The 17,269-nt window shown below is 66.6% G+C and carries 21 protein-coding genes; 16 read left to right on the top strand and 5 right to left on the bottom strand.

All coding sequences use genetic code 11. The annotated features are described in order from the left end of the window. Positions 1-8 precede the first annotated feature (8 nt). Positions 9-695 (bottom strand): response regulator transcription factor, encoded by a 687-nt coding sequence (locus tag KV110_RS36715; RefSeq protein WP_218471716.1) that lies wholly within the window; start codon positions 693-695, stop codon positions 9-11. Between the two features lie 367 nt (positions 696-1,062). Here KV110_RS36715 and KV110_RS36720 point away from each other — a divergent pair, with 367 nt between their 5' ends. The 7 genes from KV110_RS36720 (at position 1,063) to KV110_RS36750 (ending at position 7,760) form a co-directional block, all read left to right on the top strand. Next, positions 1,063-3,855: a sensor histidine kinase gene (locus tag KV110_RS36720; RefSeq protein WP_218471717.1), complete on the top strand. Its 2,793-nt coding sequence runs from the start codon at positions 1,063-1,065 to the stop codon at positions 3,853-3,855. Continuing rightward, positions 3,852-4,259, top strand: a complete 408-nt coding sequence (locus KV110_RS36725; RefSeq protein ID WP_218471718.1) for a roadblock/LC7 domain-containing protein — start codon at positions 3,852-3,854, stop codon at positions 4,257-4,259. The genes KV110_RS36720 and KV110_RS36725 overlap by 4 nt, the downstream gene beginning before the upstream one ends. Positions 4,260-4,266: 7 nt before the next feature. Then, complete coding sequence (locus KV110_RS36730) at positions 4,267-4,638, top strand: DUF742 domain-containing protein (RefSeq protein ID WP_029900002.1); 372 nt, start codon at positions 4,267-4,269, stop codon at positions 4,636-4,638. A gap of 52 nt (positions 4,639-4,690) precedes the next feature. Continuing rightward, positions 4,691-5,257: a GTP-binding protein gene (locus KV110_RS36735; protein WP_029900001.1), complete on the top strand. Its 567-nt coding sequence runs from the start codon at positions 4,691-4,693 to the stop codon at positions 5,255-5,257. Continuing rightward, positions 5,254-6,012 (top strand): MHYT domain-containing protein, encoded by a 759-nt coding sequence (locus KV110_RS36740; protein ID WP_218471719.1) that lies wholly within the window; start codon positions 5,254-5,256, stop codon positions 6,010-6,012. The genes KV110_RS36735 and KV110_RS36740 overlap by 4 nt, the downstream gene beginning before the upstream one ends. A 70-nt stretch (positions 6,013-6,082) precedes the next feature. After that, complete coding sequence (locus tag KV110_RS36745) at positions 6,083-7,099, top strand: glycoside hydrolase domain-containing protein (protein ID WP_218471720.1); 1,017 nt, start codon at positions 6,083-6,085, stop codon at positions 7,097-7,099. 433 nt (positions 7,100-7,532) lie between these two features. Continuing rightward, on the top strand, positions 7,533-7,760 hold the full coding sequence (locus KV110_RS36750; protein ID WP_218471721.1) for a hypothetical protein: 228 nt from the start codon (positions 7,533-7,535) through the stop codon (positions 7,758-7,760). A gap of 197 nt (positions 7,761-7,957) precedes the next feature. On the opposite strand, the gene rpmF is transcribed toward KV110_RS36750, so the two are convergent. From rpmF to mrf, 3 genes are read right to left on the bottom strand one after another with little or no spacing between them, the layout of a single operon-like run. Further along, entirely contained in the window at positions 7,958-8,131 is a 174-nt protein-coding gene (gene rpmF, locus KV110_RS36755) for a 50S ribosomal protein L32 (protein WP_218471722.1), read from the bottom strand. A gap of 1 nt (position 8,132) precedes the next feature. Continuing rightward, on the bottom strand, positions 8,133-8,396 hold the full coding sequence (locus tag KV110_RS36760; protein WP_218471723.1) for a type B 50S ribosomal protein L31: 264 nt from the start codon (positions 8,394-8,396) through the stop codon (positions 8,133-8,135). After that, positions 8,393-9,706, bottom strand: a complete 1,314-nt coding sequence (gene mrf / locus KV110_RS36765) for a ribosome hibernation factor-recruiting GTPase MRF (protein ID WP_393537718.1) — start codon at positions 9,704-9,706, stop codon at positions 8,393-8,395. Before mrf ends, KV110_RS36760 begins: the two co-directional genes overlap by 4 nt. Positions 9,707-9,810: 104 nt before the next feature. On the opposite strand from mrf, the gene rpmB reads away from it, so the two are divergent. The 4 genes from rpmB to rpsR are packed head-to-tail and all read left to right on the top strand — an operon-like array spanning position 9,811 to position 10,826. Next, complete coding sequence (gene rpmB, locus KV110_RS36770) at positions 9,811-10,047, top strand: 50S ribosomal protein L28 (RefSeq protein WP_218471725.1); 237 nt, start codon at positions 9,811-9,813, stop codon at positions 10,045-10,047. A 13-nt stretch (positions 10,048-10,060) separates the two neighbouring features. Then, the gene (rpmG, locus tag KV110_RS36775; RefSeq protein ID WP_011211511.1) at positions 10,061-10,231 is read left to right on the top strand and encodes a 50S ribosomal protein L33; all 171 of its coding nucleotides are present in this window, start codon (positions 10,061-10,063) and stop codon (positions 10,229-10,231) included. Between the two features lies 1 nt (position 10,232). After that, a complete protein-coding gene (gene rpsN, locus KV110_RS36780; protein ID WP_218471726.1) occupies positions 10,233-10,538 on the top strand; it encodes a 30S ribosomal protein S14 in 306 nt (101 codons plus the stop codon). A gap of 33 nt (positions 10,539-10,571) precedes the next feature. Further along, entirely contained in the window at positions 10,572-10,826 is a 255-nt protein-coding gene (rpsR, locus tag KV110_RS36785) for a 30S ribosomal protein S18 (protein WP_040738992.1), read from the top strand. Positions 10,827-10,896: 70 nt separating this feature from the next. On the opposite strand, the gene KV110_RS36790 is transcribed toward rpsR, so the two are convergent. Next, the gene (locus tag KV110_RS36790) at positions 10,897-11,784 is read right to left on the bottom strand and encodes a TIGR01777 family oxidoreductase (protein ID WP_218471727.1); all 888 of its coding nucleotides are present in this window, start codon (positions 11,782-11,784) and stop codon (positions 10,897-10,899) included. A gap of 299 nt (positions 11,785-12,083) precedes the next feature. Between KV110_RS36790 and KV110_RS36795 the strand changes: the two genes are divergently transcribed. From KV110_RS36795 to KV110_RS36815, 5 genes are read left to right on the top strand one after another with little or no spacing between them, the layout of a single operon-like run. Next, complete coding sequence (locus tag KV110_RS36795) at positions 12,084-13,073, top strand: beta-ketoacyl-ACP synthase 3 (RefSeq protein WP_218471728.1); 990 nt, start codon at positions 12,084-12,086, stop codon at positions 13,071-13,073. 52 nt (positions 13,074-13,125) lie between these two features. Then, on the top strand, positions 13,126-14,124 hold the full coding sequence (locus KV110_RS36800; protein ID WP_218471729.1) for an AvrD family protein: 999 nt from the start codon (positions 13,126-13,128) through the stop codon (positions 14,122-14,124). After that, the gene (locus KV110_RS36805; RefSeq protein WP_218471730.1) at positions 14,121-14,789 is read left to right on the top strand and encodes a DEAD/DEAH box helicase family protein; all 669 of its coding nucleotides are present in this window, start codon (positions 14,121-14,123) and stop codon (positions 14,787-14,789) included. Before KV110_RS36800 ends, KV110_RS36805 begins: the two co-directional genes overlap by 4 nt. Positions 14,790-14,807: 18 nt before the next feature. Next, a complete protein-coding gene (locus tag KV110_RS36810; RefSeq protein ID WP_218471731.1) occupies positions 14,808-16,436 on the top strand; it encodes an MFS transporter in 1,629 nt (542 codons plus the stop codon). Between the two features lie 11 nt (positions 16,437-16,447). Next, a complete protein-coding gene (locus KV110_RS36815) occupies positions 16,448-17,236 on the top strand; it encodes an AAA family ATPase (RefSeq protein WP_218471732.1) in 789 nt (262 codons plus the stop codon). Positions 17,237-17,269: the final 33 nt, after the last annotated feature.

Below are 17,269 nucleotides of genomic sequence, written 5' to 3' on the forward strand. Positions count from 1 at the left end.
GGCTTGCCCTAGGGGGGCGTCTCCCGCAGCACGTATCCGACGCCGCGCACCGTGTGGATGAGGCGTGGTTCGCCGTCGGCTTCGGTTTTGCGGCGCAAATAGCCGATGTAGACCTCGAGGGCGTTGCCCGAGGTCGGGAAGTCGTAGCCCCAGACCTCCTCGAGGATGCGGCTACGGGTCAGCACCCGGCGCGGATTCGCCATCAGCATTTCCAGCAACGAGAACTCGGTGCGAGTCAGGCTGATCGCGCGCTCGCCGCGAGAAACCTCTCGGGTCACCGGATCCAGCGACAAATCGGCGAACGTCATTGCCTCCGATGCCTCGCCCGGATCGGCGGTCGTGCGACGCAGTAACGCGCGTAAACGCGCGAGCAATTCCTCCAACGCGAACGGTTTCGGCAAATAGTCGTCGGCGCCCGCGTCGAGGCCGGCCACCCGCTCGGATACCGAATCACGTGCCGTCAAAACCAAAATCGGAAGATCGTCACCGGTGCTGCGCAAGCGTCTGCAGACCTCCAGCCCGTCCATCCGGGGCATCATCACGTCCAAAACCAGGGCGTCCGGTCGTTGACTCGTCGCCTTGTCGAGGGCGTCGACGCCGTCCACCGCGAGGTCGACGGAGTAGCCGTTGAAGGTCAATGACCGGCGCAGCGACTCACGAACGGCGCGATCGTCGTCGACTACCAGAATGCGCATGCGACCAGTTTGACCGTATCGACTGAGAGGCGACTGAGAGGCGCCACCCGACACGCCGGGTCCGCGGTCGACCGGTACGCCGGATGACAGCACCCGTTCAGCTATCGACGATCTGGAGCTGCCTAGATCACCTGTCCAGTTGGTCTGTACACTCCAGAAGTCGTACAACGCGAAACCTGTTACGTGTAGCCATATTCGGGCACCGTCCGACCTTGTCCCTCAGATTGCCGATAGGCAGTCCTCGCGGTATGTTCCCTGCGGTAAAAAGAAGACCTTTAGTTGGTTCTCGGCGGGTAGATCCCACTTACGTTGAACAGCACGTGCCATCCCGAGGGCCCCTGCGCGGAGTGGAGGCGACGGAAGCGGAATGGAAGCAAAACCGCGTTCCTGGTATTTCAGCCTGTCCAACTTGCCGGTAACCCGGAAGGTCGGCATCGTTCTCCTGCTGCCCGTCCTACTGGCCTCTACCTTCGCGGTGTTGCGGATCAACGATGAGCTCGGCACGATTTCGCAGCTGAACGCGACCTCCGAGCAGGCGCGAATCATCCGTCCGATGCTTGCCTTCGGCGCGGCCACCGAACGCCTCGCGATCACCGCTGCCACCATGCGAACCAACCAGACGCAGGACCCGGAGCTCGACAAGGTCAGCGCCCGCTTCGATCAGACCGCGGTCGATCTGGAGACCACGCTGCGCACCGCCACCGGCGACAACCGCGTGACCACCGAACTCGGCGCGGCGATCGCGGCGGGCCGGACCATGCGCAACGGGCTGCTCAACAGCTCGCCGCAGACCATTGCCGAGCAGTCCGACGAAGTCGCCGCGCGCATCGGTAATGCGATCGCGGTGTCGCCGTCGCTCGAAGAGGTCACCATTCAGCGGTACTTCCTGCAGCTCGGCGTCAGCACCAACGCCCGCCGGGTGTTCACCCAGGAATACCTGATGATCACCACCGCCGACCCAGCGCGCAATCCGGCCGTCCAGGCCAAGCTGCTGATCGCCGCCGGGTCCGAGCTGGTGCTCAACGCGCAGTACGCGCAGCTCAACCCGTCCTCGGCGATCAACGCCGATACCCTGCTCAACGCCGTGCAGTCGCGCCTCGCTGCGCTCGGTCAGGGCGGTGGCGATCCCGGCGCCATCATGGATTCGCTCAACACCTCCAGCAAGGCCTACGACCAGGTCACCAACAACCTGGTCGACATCATCGATGACAAGCTCGCCAATCAGACCGCCGACGTGCGCAGCAGCGTGCTGCGCGATGTCGCGATCGTGGTCACCACGCTGCTCGCCTGCCTGGTGCTCGGCTTGGCCGTCGCGCGCTCGCTGGTGGTGCCGATTCGCCGGCTGCGCAGCGACGCGCTGAAGGTCGCGCACGAGGACCTGCCCCGCGAGCTGGAGCAGGCCCGTTCCGGCGGCGCCACCCCGGAGATCGCCCCGGTCGACGTGCACACCACCGAGGAGATCGGCCAGCTGGCCCGCGCCGTCGACGACATTCACCAGGCCGCCCTGCACCTCGCGGCGGACCAGGCCCGGCTGCGCTTGCAGATCGGCAACATGTTCGAGACCCTTTCCCGGCGTAGCCAGTCCCTCGTCGAGCAGCAGCTCGCTTTGATCGAGGACCTCGAGCACGACGAGGACAACACCGAACGGTTGCAGAGCCTGTTCCGGCTCGACCACCTCGCCACCCGCATGCGGCGTAATGGCGACAACCTGCTGGTGCTGGCCGGTACGGCACTGCGCCGCGGCCAGCTGCACCCGGTCCAGCTCTCGGACATGCTGTGGAGCGCGGTCTCCCAGGTCGAGGACTACCAGCGGGTGGAGATCACCGCCGTCCCCGAGGGCATCGTCGCGGGCGAACCCGCGATCGACATCGAGCATCTGCTCGCCGAACTGATCGACAACGCGCTGCGGTACTCGCCGCCGACCACTCCGGTCACCGTGTCGGTGGCCCGCGCGGTCGACGGCGGTTACCTGATCGAGGTCACCGACCGCGGCCTCGGCATGGCCGCCGAGGATCTGAAGGTCATCAACGACCGGCTCGCCTCGGGTGGTGAGGTCACCGTCGAAACGGCGCGCCGGATGGGTCTTTTCGTCGTCGGCAGGCTCGCCAAGCGGCACACCATCACCGCCAGCCTGCGCCGCACCTCCACCATGGCCCAGCAGCCCGGCATCACCGCGAGCGTGCACCTGCCCGGTGCCCTGGTCTCGCCGCCATTGGACGCCACCGATCCGAACGGGCAGCCGCTGCACTTCACCGGCGAGTACGCGCTGCCCGCGGCGCCGTCGCAGAACACGCAGCCGCGCAACCTGGTTCCGGTGCCGAGCCTGCCGCAGCACAACGCGCCGCGGTTCGAGGTGACCACGTCGGGACTGCCGCAACGCCGGCCTGCCATCCGGGTCGCCGAGGCACCCGGGCAGCCGGTGGTCTCGATGGCCGCCCGCAACAACACGCCGGACAGCGATCCGGACTCGCAGCCGCCGACTCAGCCGTGGTCGATCAACAACCAGAGCGACGACCGGTCCCCGTTCGGCCCGCCGACGGCGAACGAATCGAGCACCAGCCCGGGTCGGCCCGCAGCCGCGGAGCAGGAGCAGAGCACTGACCTGTGGACCGAGCCGGAGCCGACGGTTGCGCGTGAGCCCGAGCAACGCGACAGCCGCGACAGCTCGGCTGAGCAGCGCGACAGCTCGGGTGAGCCCGCCCCGGCGACCACTTCGCGGTCCGGTCTGCCGATCCGGCGTCCGGCCACCGTGCCTGCCGCCGAACCGGCTCCGCCGCGGACGCCGGAGCCCGCGATGGTCACCTCCTCCCGGTTGCAGCCGGTGGCGGGTGCCTCGCCGACCCCGATCTATCAACGCATGGTCTCGGAATGGCTGGTCGAGCCCGCCACCTCGCAGGCGACCGAGACGACATGGACCTCGCCGGCCGATGCCGGCTGGATGGCCGCCGAGGAGGCCACCCGGCCGACCCCGACCGGTCGCACCAGCGGTGGGCTTCCTATCCGCACGCCGGGCGCGCAGCTCGTCCCCGGCGGCCTGGCCCAGGAAGACGAACCCGGAGCCCGTGACCCCGAGGAGATCCGGACCAACCTGACCAGGCATCTCAGTGGGGTCCGCAGTGGGCGGGCCAATGCGCAGTACAACGACGGAGGGCTTGCATGACCAACGCGAACAGCACCACGGATGAGAACCTGAACTGGCTGGTCGCCCGCTTCACCCGGGACGTGCCCGGCGTGTCCCATGCGGTGCTGGTGTCGGCCGACGGCCTGTTGCAGGCGACCAGCCCGCACCTGCCCGCGGACCGCGCCGAACAGCTCGCCGCCGTCACCGCGGGCCTGGCCAGTCTGTCGATGGGCGCGGCGTCGCTGTTCGACGGCGGCAAGGTGATGCAGTCGATCGTCGAGATGCAGCGCGGCTATCTGCTGGTGATGAGCGTGGGCAATGGCTCGCACATCGCCGTGCTCGCCAACAAGTCGCACGACATCGGCCGGATCGGCTACGAGATGGCACTGCTGGTCGACCGGGTCGGCACGGTGGTCACGGCCACCGCCCGCACCGCGGTTTGAGCGTGAGATGTCCAATCCATTCGGACCTGGACCAAAACCGACCACGCGCGTCCGACCCTATGCCCTGACGTCGGGGCGTACCGAGCCCGCGGTCGACCTGCCGATGGAGGCGGTCATCGAGACCCTGTCCTACACTGCGCATCTCGACTGGCCTACCGGTGATGTCCGCACGGATATTCTTCGGCTCGGCACGCACCGACTGTCTGTTGCCGAGATCGCCGCCCACCTGGATCGGCCGCTCGGCATGGTCCGGGTGATGATCGGCGACCTCGTCGTCGACGGCATCCTGCGTGTGCATTCGACACTGACTGACGAGGCGAGTTTCGACGAGCGCCGTTCTTTGATGGAGAGGACTTTGCGTGGACTCCGTGCCCTATAGGAAAATCGGGCCCGACACCAACACCGGCCATACCGACTCGGACAACAACCGGATGGCCTCGACGAAGATCGTGGTCGCTGGCGGTTTCGGCGCGGGCAAGACGACTTTCGTCGGTGCGGTATCGGAGATCGTTCCGCTGCGGACCGAAGCCATGGTCACCAGGTTCTCCGACGGTATCGACGATCTCGCCGACACCCCGGAGAAGGAGACCACCACCGTCGCCATGGATTTCGGCCGGATCATCCTGCCGGGCAACCTGGTGCTCTACCTGTTCGGTACGCCGGGGCAGCGGCGCTTCTGGTTCATGTGGGACGACCTGATCCGCGGCGCGATCGGCGCCGTCGTGCTGATCGACACCCGCAGGCTGGAGGACAGCTTCGCCGCGGTCGACTTCTTCGAGGCGCGCAACCTGCCGTTCCTCGTGGCGGTCAACCGCTTCCCCAACGCGCCCCGCTTCCCGATCGCCGAGCTACGTGAGGCGCTCGCGGTGCGCGAGGGTGTGCCGATCGTGGACATCGACGCGCGCAATGCCAACGAGGTGCGGCAGTCGTTGGCCGCGGTGACCGAGTACGCCATTCAACGTCTCGCCGTGCAGGAACGCGAACAGGCGGTGCTTTGAGTTACTTCAGCATGGGCTACTGGATCATCGGCCTGTCCGTCGTGGTCTCGTGGGTCGGCGCGCTGATCGGTTTCAGCTGCATCCGGCAGGCGGCGAAGTCGTCGACGGCCCAGTTCCGGGTGGTGTGGCAGGTGTCGGCGGCGATTTCGATCGGTGCCATCGGGGTGTGGCTTCCGGTGTTCGTCTCGATGTTGGGTGTCTCGGTGCGTGGCAGCCTGATTCGGTACGACGTGTTGAATGTCGCCGGGGCGGCCGTGGTTTCGGTGCTCGCGGTGTGGGCCGCGTTGGCGATCAACGGATCCGTGCCGCGGATACCCCGCCTGGTGGCCGCGGGCCTGGTGATGGGCGCCGGTTTCGGCCTGATGCACTTCCTGGCACTGGATGCCGTCCGGATTCAGGGTTCGACCAGGTTGACGCCGCTGCTGCTGCTCGCCGCGACGGCGATCGCGGTCGTGATCTCGCTGGCCGCACTGTGGTTCACCCAGACGTGGCGCTCGCTGCCTGCCCTGATCGGTGCGGCGCTGCTGTTCGCGGCCGGCGTGGCTGGCCTGCATTACACCGACCTGGCCGGTCTGCGGACCCAGCTCTCGGCGACCGGCTCGATGCCGCCCGGTGAGGATTTGTTCGGCTTCTTCGTTCCGGTGTTCGTGCTCGGCATGTTGTCACTGGCCATCCCGATCAGCGCGATCCTGATCGCGCCGGACCGGCGCACCCCCGTCCCGGTTCGGGTAGTGAAGTCGAACTCCGCGGTGTGATTCCCGCGCCCGTCGCCCGGGTTCGGCGATGCCACCGAAATCCTCGGCTGTCCGTTTTACAGTGAGAGACATGCGTTTCGGTCTGGACTACGCCGCGGCACGTCCGGGCGGCGCGGCGATCCGCGCGGCGGGTTTCGATTTCGTGGTCCGGTATCTGTCCCACGGTGGTCCCACCCTGCCCGGCAAACTCTTGACCCCGGCCGAGGCCGATGAGCTGCGGGCGCACGGTGTCTCGATCGTGTCGAACTGGGAAACCACCGCGGCCCGCATGCTGGACGGTTACGGCGCTGGCGTGGTGGACGCGCGGGCGGGGCTTGCGCAGGTGCTGCGCTGCGGTGGCCGGGAGGACCGGCCCATCTACTTTTCCGCGGATTTCGATGCGACGCCGCAGGACCAGCAACCCATCAATGCCTACCTGGATGGTGCGGCGACGGTGCTCGGACGCGCGAATGTCGGTATCTACGGCGGTTATTGGCCGGTGAGCCGGGCGCTGGACTCGGGTAGCGCCACCTGGGCATGGCAGACCGATGCCTGGTCGGGGGGCAATGTGGAGACGCGGCGCAATATCCATCAGACGCTGCGCCAGCAGATCGTCGGTGGCGTGGTCTGCGATGTGAACGTGGCCGAGACGACCGATTTCGGTCAGTGGGATTTCATACAGGAGGCGGACGTGACGCCGGAGCAAGAGGCAGTGCTGCGCGATATCCAGATCCAGTTGCGCGGGCCGGGCCTGTCCGGCTGGCCGCAGTTGGGTACCGACGCGGAGGGCCGCAATCGCACCTTGGTGGACGGGGTTGCTGCCGCGTTGGCCAGGATCGGCGAACTGGAGGACGAGGTCGGTGAATTGCGCACCGAGATCAGCGAGTTGGAGGCGACGACGGCCGATCTCACCGAGCAGGTGCAGCGGCTGAGCGGGCGGAATTGGCCGTGGCCGTTGTCGTTGATCGAGGGGCCCGCGGCGTTGGTCGGTGAGCAGTTGGCGCGACTGGAGTCGAAGTTGCCGGACTTGCCCGGTTTGCCGGGGCATGGCGCGGGTACGCGGGACACATCTGATAGTGGTGCGCTGGAATCGCGTTCGACGCGGTGATGTCGGCTTGCGCGGAGGGGAACTTTCGCGGCCGGGATGTTGGCGATGAGCGGGTTCTCTCGGGAACCGGGAGAACCCGCCCTCTCGCACGAGGGTACCGGCGCCAGGACACGATCGCATCACTTCATGGAGACTTTTCCGCCTGCCAAAAACCAACTCACAGTAGGTATTTCGCCTGGTAGCTACCCGATCGCAATCGCATCGCGCACAAGGTTGCAACGTCGCCCCTACCAGGCCGATAGCTAATCAGTTGCCGGTGTTGTGCAGTATCGAGTGCTGATCGACCACCACGCCGATACGACGTCCTGACCGCTCGCTCGACCCTCGACCCCGCCGCGTTCGGCCCCCACGACAGCACCATCCGAGTTATCGTCGGCTGGCACAAGGCGCCCGCACGGGTGCCGCACATCCAGGTTCGTTCGAAGGAGTTCGCATGGCCGTCAACGTGGTGCTCGACAAGGCTCTCGACAAGGCGTACGAGAACAAGTCGCTGAACGAAATCCTCTCCGCTCCCCCGTCGGCCCTCGCCGGTCTCACCGAAGAGCACGACAAGCAGCTGCTGGCGGCGCTCAAGATCAAGACGATCGCCGATCTGGCCAACAACAAGTACTTCCGGCTCGCTGCCACCCTCGCGGACCTCGCGGCCAAGGAAGGGGCCTGACTTAGTTGCACTGACACGAGCCAGCAAAACCGGCTCGGTGCTTGTCGCTTCCGTTGCGATGGGTCGATAATTCCTCAGCGGGAGCCGTCCCCGGCAGGGGCGGCCTGACCCAGGCATGCCGTACCGAAGTCGATGGGAACCGACGGCGGGTCGGCAGAATCTTCTGCCGACCCGCTTTGTCGTTCTCGTTGGACCGGTCAGATCCGGTCGAGGTCGATGAGCCCCCGGCGCACCGCCGCGACCAGTCGGCGCGGCACCTTGTGCACCACACCGGCGACCGTCACGGGCACCAGGTCCGGCGGTGTCGCCTTCCACTGGGCGCGTCTGCTGCGGGTATTCGACCGCGACATCTTCCGCTTCGGTACCGCCATCTCAGGCCTCCCCGCGGCGCGTGCGCTTGCCGTACTTGCGCTCGAACTTCTCCACCCGGCCCTGGCTGTCCAGCACGCGCTGCGCGCCGGTCCAGAACGGGTGCGAGTCGGCGGTCACGTCGACGGTCAGCAGCGGGTACGTATTGCCGTCCGACCACTGCACGGTGCGCGTGCTGGTCGCGGTCGACCGGGTGAGGAACTGCTTGCCGGTGCCGGCGTCCTCGAACACCACCGGGTGGTAGTCCGGATGAATCCCTGATTTCATTTCGCTTCTCCTCTCGGGCCTTTCACGTCTTCGATCGGCAGGTTCGTGGCTTCGGTGGTCTCACACGGGTCGGCGTGCCAGCTGCCGAACGGGTCCTCCCACTGGGCGACCCGCTCGGGCGCCCGCTCGACCAGCCGTAGCTCGTCGTCCTCCACCAGCGCCCAGTGCAGCGCCTCACGGATCTCGGTGGGGTCGGCGTCGTGCACCAGGATCACCAGCGAGATGTCCCGATCGCCGAACTGGTCGTCCCAGCGCAGCGCGGCCATCGCCCGCCGGTCCGGATCCGCCTGGGCGAGTTCGGCTTCCGACATCGCGGCCAGCCAGCGACCCGCGCTGCCGACGCGCAGGCCACCGCCCGCGGACTCCAGCCAGGCCACCTCGTCGGGTTGGGTGGCCAGCCACATTCGGCCGCGCGCGGTCACCACGCCGTCGAAGAGCACGTCGAGCGCCTCGTGCAGGCGGCCGGGGTGGAACGGCCTACTCGCGGCGAATTCGAGAAGTGTGACGCCGTAGTCGCTGGTGAGCGGTGGCTGCCCGCGCAGCAGCGGTGCGTGCGCGTCGAACACCCGGCCGCGGCGGGCGTGCGCGGGCACCAGGGCGAGCAGTGCCTCGACCCGGTCCGTGGTGATCGTGTGCGGCTCGTCCACCCAGGCCACGGGCGCGTCGGGAACGAGTCGGGTCAGCACCGCCGCCAGCTTGCCGCGATCGGCCTCGGCTCCGGGCTCGGCCGGACCCAAGGCCATTACCGCGTCGGCGAATTCGACCTGGCCGACGGCCAGCTGCGCCACCGTGCGTTCGTCGTCGGCGCGGGCCAGGCCACGTTCGGCCAGTGTCTCCTCGCCGGTGGCGTCGGCGAGCCAGGCGCCCGCGTCCAGGAAGGTGAGCACCGCCTCGATGCGCACGTCGCGCCCGGCCGGGCCGTCGACCCGGCCCAGGATGCCCTCGACCACCACATGTTCGATGGCGTGGCAGACCGCCTCGGCCTCGAAGGCGGGATCCAACGCCAGCACGATGCGATCGACGGAGTCCCGCGCGGCGAGTGTGCGCAGCAGCGGAAGCAGATCGATCCGCAGCGTGCAGGAGACACAGCCGTGCGCGAGTTCGAGCACGTCCGACGTCTCATAGGTCGCGCTGCGCACCGTGCGATGCACGATGCCCTCGCGCAGCTGGCCCAGGTCATGGTGGACGACGACGGTGCCGGGTTCGTCGCACAGCGCTGTGGCCGCGTGGTCCATGCCCGCCGCGGCGAGCCCGGCGAAGCCCGCGAGTACCACGACGGGTGTTCTCCGGTCGGCCTCAGGTGGAAGCACGGACGGCACTCCTTTCGATAACGATTTTCATTTGCGTCAGAGCAACGGTACATTGTCGATCAATCGTTGTCGAAAATGATTGTCATCTACCGGAGGGAGCCCGCATGTCGGCCCACTGCCAGGTCACCGGGCGCAAACCCGGGTTCGGCAAGTCCGTTTCGCACTCGCACACGCGGACGAGTCGTCGCTGGAATCCCAACATCCAGCGCAAGACCTACTACCTGCCCAGCGAGGGCCGGCGCGTCACGCTGACCGTCTCGGCCAAGGGCATCAAGACCATCGACCGGGACGGGATCGAGGCCGTCGTGGCTCGGATCCGGGCCCGGGGCGACAAGATCTGACGAGGAGAAACCCATGGCGTCCAAGTCGACCGAGCTGCGGCCGATCGTCAAACTGAAGTCCACCGCGGGCACCGGATACACGTATGTGACCAGAAAGAACCGCCGCAACGATCCCGACCGGATGGTGCTGCGCAAGTACGACCCGGTGGTCCGCAAGCACGTCGATTTTCGCGAGGAGCGCTGAGATGGCGAAGAAGTCGAAGATCGCCCGCAACGAGCAACGCCGTGCCGTCGTCGAGCGTTACGCCGCGCGCCGGGCCGAGCTGAAGGAGCTCATCCGCAAGCCGGGCACATCGGACACGGCACGCGCCGACGCCCTCGCTGAGCTGCGGCGACAGCCGCGCGATGCCAGTCCGGTACGATTGCGCAATCGGGACGCCGCTGACGGACGACCGCGCGGTCATCTCCGGAAGTTCGGACTTTCCCGTGTGCGTGTACGCGAGATGGCCCACCGGGGCGAGTTGCCCGGTGTGCGCAAATCGAGCTGGTAGACAACCACTGTTCTCGTACGAAGGATCCCGTATATGGCAGTCAAGCGAGCACCGTCGAAGAAGGTTCGCGCCGAGCAGGCCCGCCGTCCGAAGAAGAACCCGCTCATTGCCGCAGGCATCGAGAAGGTCGACTACAAGGACGTGAACCTGCTGCGCACGTTCATCTCCGATCGCGGCAAGATTCGCAGCCGCCGGGTCACCGGGCTCACCCCGCAACAGCAGCGTCAGGTTGCCGTCGCGGTGAAGAACGCCCGCGAGATGGCGCTGTTGCCCTTCACCAGCCGGTAGCTCCGAGCGCGGCACAGCGGACGACGAGGCCCTCGATGCGATGCATCGCGGGCCTCCTCGCTGCCGCTGGCTACTTGCCGGGGAACGACCACTCCATGGCACGTTGCAGGGTGGGGTGGGTGAACTCGAAACCGTTTGCTTCCAAGACCTTCGGCCGCATCTTATGGCCGTGCAGCAGCTCGGCCCCCGCCTCGCCGCCGACCAGCTTCAATACCGCGCCTGGCAGTACTAATGCGGCCGGGCGGTGCAGCGCGGCCGCGAACGTTTTGGCGAATTCCGCGTTGGTGACGGCCTCTGGGGCCACCATGTTGACCGGGCCCGCGGTCGAGCCGGTCAACAGCGACGCCACCGCGGCGGTCCAGTCGAGCAGCGAGATCCACGGCAGATACTGTTGGCCCGTGCCGAATCGGCCGCCGAGACCGAGCTTGAAGATCGGCTTCAGCCTGGTGACGATCTCGGCATCCGCGGCTAGCACATTCGAGGTGCGCAGCAACACGACCCGCGCACCCGCGTCGGCCGCCACCGCGGTGGCCGCCTCCCACTCCCGGCACATGGTGCCGAGGAAGTCCGTTGCGGCCGGTGCAGATTCGTCGACGTCTTGATCGCCGGTGTCGCCGTACCAGCCCGCCGCCGAGGCGTTGAGCAGTACCGGAACTCCCGCGGCGGCGACCGCCTCGGCCAGCACGCGGGTGGGCACGATCCGGCTGGTCCGCAGTTCTTCCTTATAGGACGGTGTCCAGCGTTTGCCCGCGACCGCGGCGCCGCACAGATTTATCACCGCGTCGGCCCCCGCGACGGTGTCCGCGGCGAAGGCGGAACCGTAAGGATCCCAGGTGATTTCATCAGCCGCCACGGCGTCGCGCCGCACCAGCCGAATGACGTCGTGGCCGCGTTTGCTCAGTTCGGCGACCAGGTGCTTGCCGAGGAATCCCGAGGATCCGGCCACAACGATGCGCATGGACGTCATTCTGCACCAAAGGAATCCGCCGCGCCCGCGCACGCCCGGCCGAGCAGGACGAAGAGGCGCGGACGGCACCCGATGTGGAGATCAGGTACCTGCCGGTACACGGAACAGGTTGCCGCACAGTAGATTCTGAACGACACTCCACATTTGGTGTGATATCCGTCACACCAATCGGCGGGTCTGGTGTTATAGCAAGATGTTCTAACACCCCGTCCCATCGCCGGATGTTAGATTATCTAACTGATAACAGACTGATAAAAAGGCCGCCGCCGGGTGAGTTGAGGAGTCGCGACATGACTTTACAGGCCGGCATATCAATGATCGGCGTCTACCGACCCGATCGAATTGTGTCCAACGCCGAACTGGCTCCTGGACTGAATGTAAACGATGAGTGGATAATTCGGCGGACGGGGATTACCGAGCGTCGTTTCGCGGGCCCGCACGAGACCGTCACGACCATGGCGACCAAGGCGGCGGATACCGCTCTCAGCGCCGCCGAAATGCGCGCTGAACTGGTCGATATGGTTATTCTCGCGACCTCGACACAGCTCACCCAGACACCGGCCTGCGCCCCCGCGGTCGCCGCGGAATTAGGCTGCCGCCACCCGGCCGCATTCGATATATCGGCGGGTTGCTCCGGGTATGCCCACGGAATCGGCCAAGCGGCCGCCCTCATCAATGCCGGGCAAGCCGACACGATATTGGTAATCGGTTCCGAAAAGCTCAGCAATAATATTGACCTCGAAGAACCGTCGGTCGCCCCCATTTTCGGTGATGGGGCGGGCGCCGCAATTGTGACACGGGTCGATTCAGGACACATTCGACGCACGGTCTGGGGCAGCACGGGCGAGCATGCCGACCTGATCCGGCAAGAGCCGACCTGGGAAGAATTCCGCGCTGATCCCACCTTGGTCGCGCCCTCGCTACGGATGGACGGCACCGCGGTGTTCCGCTGGGCCACCGCGACGGTACCGAGCCTGGTGCGCCGGATCGCCGAGGCGGGCGAGATCGCGCTGTCCGAGGTGGAGGTCTTCATTCCGCACCAGGCGAACCAGCGGATCATCGACAGCGTCGTCCGCGAACTCGGTTGGGAGAACCAGTCCGTCGCGATCGCCGACGACGTCCGCCGGTCGGGCAACACGTCCGCCGCGGCCCTCCCGCTGGCGATCGACGACCTGGTGAATTCCGCGCGGGCGAAGCCAGGACAGCTTGCGCTGCAAGTGTCCTTCGGTGCCGGGCTCTCATACGCGGGTCAGGTATTCGGTCTTCCGAAGGTTGCCTGACCCCCTTCTGTGTCATCTGTTCGATCTGTGTTCGAAAGTGCGGTGCCCCAGTATGAAACAGTCATTCTCCAGTTACGACGAACCACTCGGCCCGCACGCCATCCGATATTTCGGAGACGGCTACAAGAATGTCGGTAGGGACTTCACCGAGCTCTCACTCAGCCGGTCGAGTTCCATCGGCGCTCAGCACACCGGACGCGCCATCCTGAGTTATCCGGCAGGCTGGTCCACCAAGAAGAACAGTGAACTGGTACCCCACGTGAGCAGCGTGGACACCATCATGCTCGCCGTGGCGCTGTGCGACGCCGCGGTCGCGCGGACGCGCGAATTGTCTCCCGCCGAATCCGGGCGGTCGTGGGTGCGCCATGCCACGGTACGGGCAGGCGCGAAGCCACACGAGGACCTGGCGAACGTCCCCGTGACGGCAACCGTGATCGGCACCTCCGATACCGCCGACACCTGCGAAGCGGAGATCGAGACCAGCTTCAAGTTTCAGGTCGGACCGCTCAACGGCACCCTCGCCATCGTGCACCCGCCGGGCTGCGGTCTGCGGTCCGAGCCAGGGATCGAACGTTTCGGCAGCATCGCCGAAATCTTCGGCCCCGCACCGCATTATTATCTGAACGGCCTGGTAGACCACACATTGACCGCCACCGAGCTCACGGTGGACGAGAGCGGCGGCCGAATCACCGGGCAGCACCGAATCACTCCGGGCACAGTCGGCGGGTACTCCGGCGCGGAGTCCGCGTACTCGGATTCCTCCTCGCCCATCGATTCCGTGGTCGGCGCGGCCCAGTCCTCGCAAATTCTGCTGTACCACTTGGATTCGCTGGATCGGACGAACAGCAACACCCTCTGGATGCGCAAGCTGGAGTTCGTCACCGCCGGACCGCATCGCCCGATCGATGACTCCTTTGAAGGCATCCTCGAACTCCGGCGCGCCTCGATCATCGATCGCGGCGGGAGTCGCTGGCGCAGTGCCGATATCCAGATCAAGGCCTTCAACGGTGTGACCGGCTCCTGCCTGCTCGCCCACCAGCTACCGGAATGACCACCGATACTCTGGACCGTCCGGCACCGGCCCCGGTACGGACGGAGCTGCCCGCTGTGCGGCTGGCGATTACCGGTGCGCCGCGCACCGGTAAGACCACGCTGGCCACCGCCCTGTCGCTGGCCACCGGGCTCCCGCATACCGGGTTGTCACCGGAATCGTCGGTGGTGACCAGTCAGCGGCGGTTGGCACAGACCGTCGAACTGCCGGTGCGCATGTTCGAACGGCGAGTGGACGCCGAGGCGAGAGCCGAATCCGGTTTCGTCTCCGACGGATCGGTGCTGAACGAGTGGGCCGTGGCCGAAACCATTCGCCGCAGCCGCGGGTTGCTCAGCTGGCTGACGAACCCGTTCGATATTCCGAATCGCCTCTTCGAGAACGGTTTTCTGACCGCGCACGCGGGAATCGTCGCCCGCCGCGCCGACATCTCCTACGATGCGTTTGTTCACCTCCGGATAGATCCGGAGACGCTCATCGGCGACGATGCCGAGCAGCGCACACTGACCGAACGCATCCTGCTCGAGACCCTGCACGCATCGACCATCCCCTACTTCGTGTTCGGTGGATCGCTCGAAGATGTGATCACCCACGTGACGCGACTGTATCGTCTCCCCGAACTCGTACCAGCGGACAAGGCCGTCGCGTTCGCGTCGAAAGCCGCCTGAACAGAGGACAATTCGCATATGGCCATCGGACCGACCGACACCATGCACCGGCGATCGGACACCGCGATCTGGACCTTGGTCGCGGTGGCCGTGGCCACCTTCATGCTGATGCTCGACCTGACCGTGGTGAACGTAGCCCTACCCGATATCCGTGCGGCCTTCGACTCCTCGTTCTCCTCACTACAGTGGATTCTCGACTCCTACGCGCTCGGCCTTGCCGCGATCCTGCTGGCCGCGGGTTCCCTGGCGGACCGCATCGGTCGGCGGACCGTCTTCAACGCGGGGATGATCATCTTCGCGCTGTCCTCACTCGCCTGCGGGCTGGCGCCGAATGTGTTCGTGCTCATCGTGGCCCGGCTCGTCCAGGGGCTCGGCGGCGCAATACTTTTCGCGGTCGGCCCGGCGCTGCTCGGCCATGAGTTCCGAGGCAAGGACCGCGGCGTGGCCTTCGGGGTGTTCGGTGCGGTGACCGGTCTCGCGATCGCCTTCGGGCCGCTGATCGGCGGCGGCCTCACCGAAACGGCCGGTTGGCGGTGGATCTTCCTGATCAATGTGCCGCTCGCCATCGGCGCGCTCGTTCTGGGTGTGCTGAAGATGCGCGAATCCCGCAGCTACACAACACCACCGGTGGACTGGCCGGGCATGATCACCTTCTCGGCCGGGCTGTTCTTCCTGGTTCTCGCGCTGCTGCGGGGTCAGGAGGACGGCTGGGCGAGCGCCAGGATCATCCTCTGTTTCCTGGTCGCGGTGCTCCTGCTGGCCTGGTGCGCCCGGTCCCAGATCACCCGGCGCAGCCGTGCGATGTTCGACCTGAACCTGTTCCGCAACAATACTTTCGGCGGTCTCTCGGTCGTTACCGCACTGTGCGCGTTCACCGTCATGCCCGCCCTGTTCCTGCTCATCTCCTACGTCCAGAACCAACTCGGCTACTCGGCGCTGGCCAGCGGAATCCGCTTCCTGCCCTTGACATTGCTGCTGTTCGTGGCGGCCGCCATCGCGGGTGGGTTGGTCACCCGGTTGGCGCCCGCCGTGCTGGTCGGCACCTCGCAGCTGTTGATCGCCGCGGGCCTGGCGGCAGTCTGCCTGGTGGACGTGGACTCCGGCTGGACCGCACTCATCCCCGCCATGGTCTTGATCGGGCTCGGCATGGGCATGTTCAATCCGCCGCGGGCCGCGCTGTCGATCGCCGTGACCATCCCCGACAAGGCGGGCATGGCTTCCGGGGTCAACGAGACCTTCCAGCAGGCCGGCCTCGCCATCGGTATCGCGGCCGTCGGCGCGTTCTTCCAGAACCGGGTCGGCGATGCCTTCGCCGAGTCGGAAGCGGCCCGAACCATGCTGGGCGACAAGGTGTCCGAGATATCCGACGTGATCGCCGCGGGCGGCGGTGCGCACGTGGCGAGTACCGGGCCGGTCCGGGCGGCCGCGGAAGCGGCCTTCCTCGACGGACTCCATCAGGCGATGCTGCTCGCCGCCGTACTCGCCGCGATCTCGGGACTGATCGCCTTCGCCACCCTGCGCCGCGGCGACCTGAACGAGGCCGCCTTGGCAACGCCCGGCGTGCCCGCCGAGGACGACAACGTCACCCGCCCGCTCCGGCTGCCCGACACTGGGCGCGCCGCCGTGCAGTTACGCAAAGAGCGATAGGAGACGGGCCCGTGTACCTGATCGGCGGACAACGACGTGAGCACATCAAGCTGGCCATCTCCGGCACCTACGGCGTAGGCAAGAGCACAGCCACCGAGGCGTTGTCGATCGCCACCGGCATCCCGCGCACCCATGCGCTGACCTCGCGCGAGTTGCTGGTCGACCTGGTGCCGGGCAAGACGGTCATGGAGCTGAACTCGATCGAGCTGCTACAGCTCGGGCTGCGCCGGTTCGAGGAGCGGGTACACAACGAATCACGCGACGGCTCTTTCATTTCCGACGGATCGGTGGTGCACGAATGGGTGTACGGCACCGCCCGGATGGCGGTCGGCATCAATCCTGGCGCCTCATGGGCATTGCGGACGGTGAAGTCGGTGGCGGGCCTCGGGCGAAAGCAGCCGCTGCGTGAATACGTGGACATCTTCGGCGATGTGGTCAAGGACCGGGCCCGCTACCTGTACGACGCGTTTGTGCACCTGCCCGTCGAATTCCCGATGAAGACCGACGGGCATCGCCCGGTCTCGGAGCCGTTTCGGAAGCTGTCCGACGAGAGTTTGATCGCCGTGGTCAAAGAGCTCGGGCTGCCCTATGAGATCGTCGGCGGCTCGGTGTACGACCGGGTCACCCGGATTATCGAGTTGTTCGACCTCGACACGGTCATGCCGGTGGAGCAGGCCATGGCGCAGGCGCAGAACCGGGTCGCCAGCGCCACCAAGGTGCTCGAGCAAGACGACCGGTTCCAGGCGGCGCAGCGCAAGAAGTCACTGGCACGCCGCGTCTCCTATGCCATGCGGTACTGAGCTTGCCGTACCGATAGACACCGGGGGCCCAGG

The organism is Nocardia iowensis (genome assembly GCF_019222765.1).
GTDB classification, from domain to species: domain Bacteria; phylum Actinomycetota; class Actinomycetes; order Mycobacteriales; family Mycobacteriaceae; genus Nocardia; species Nocardia iowensis.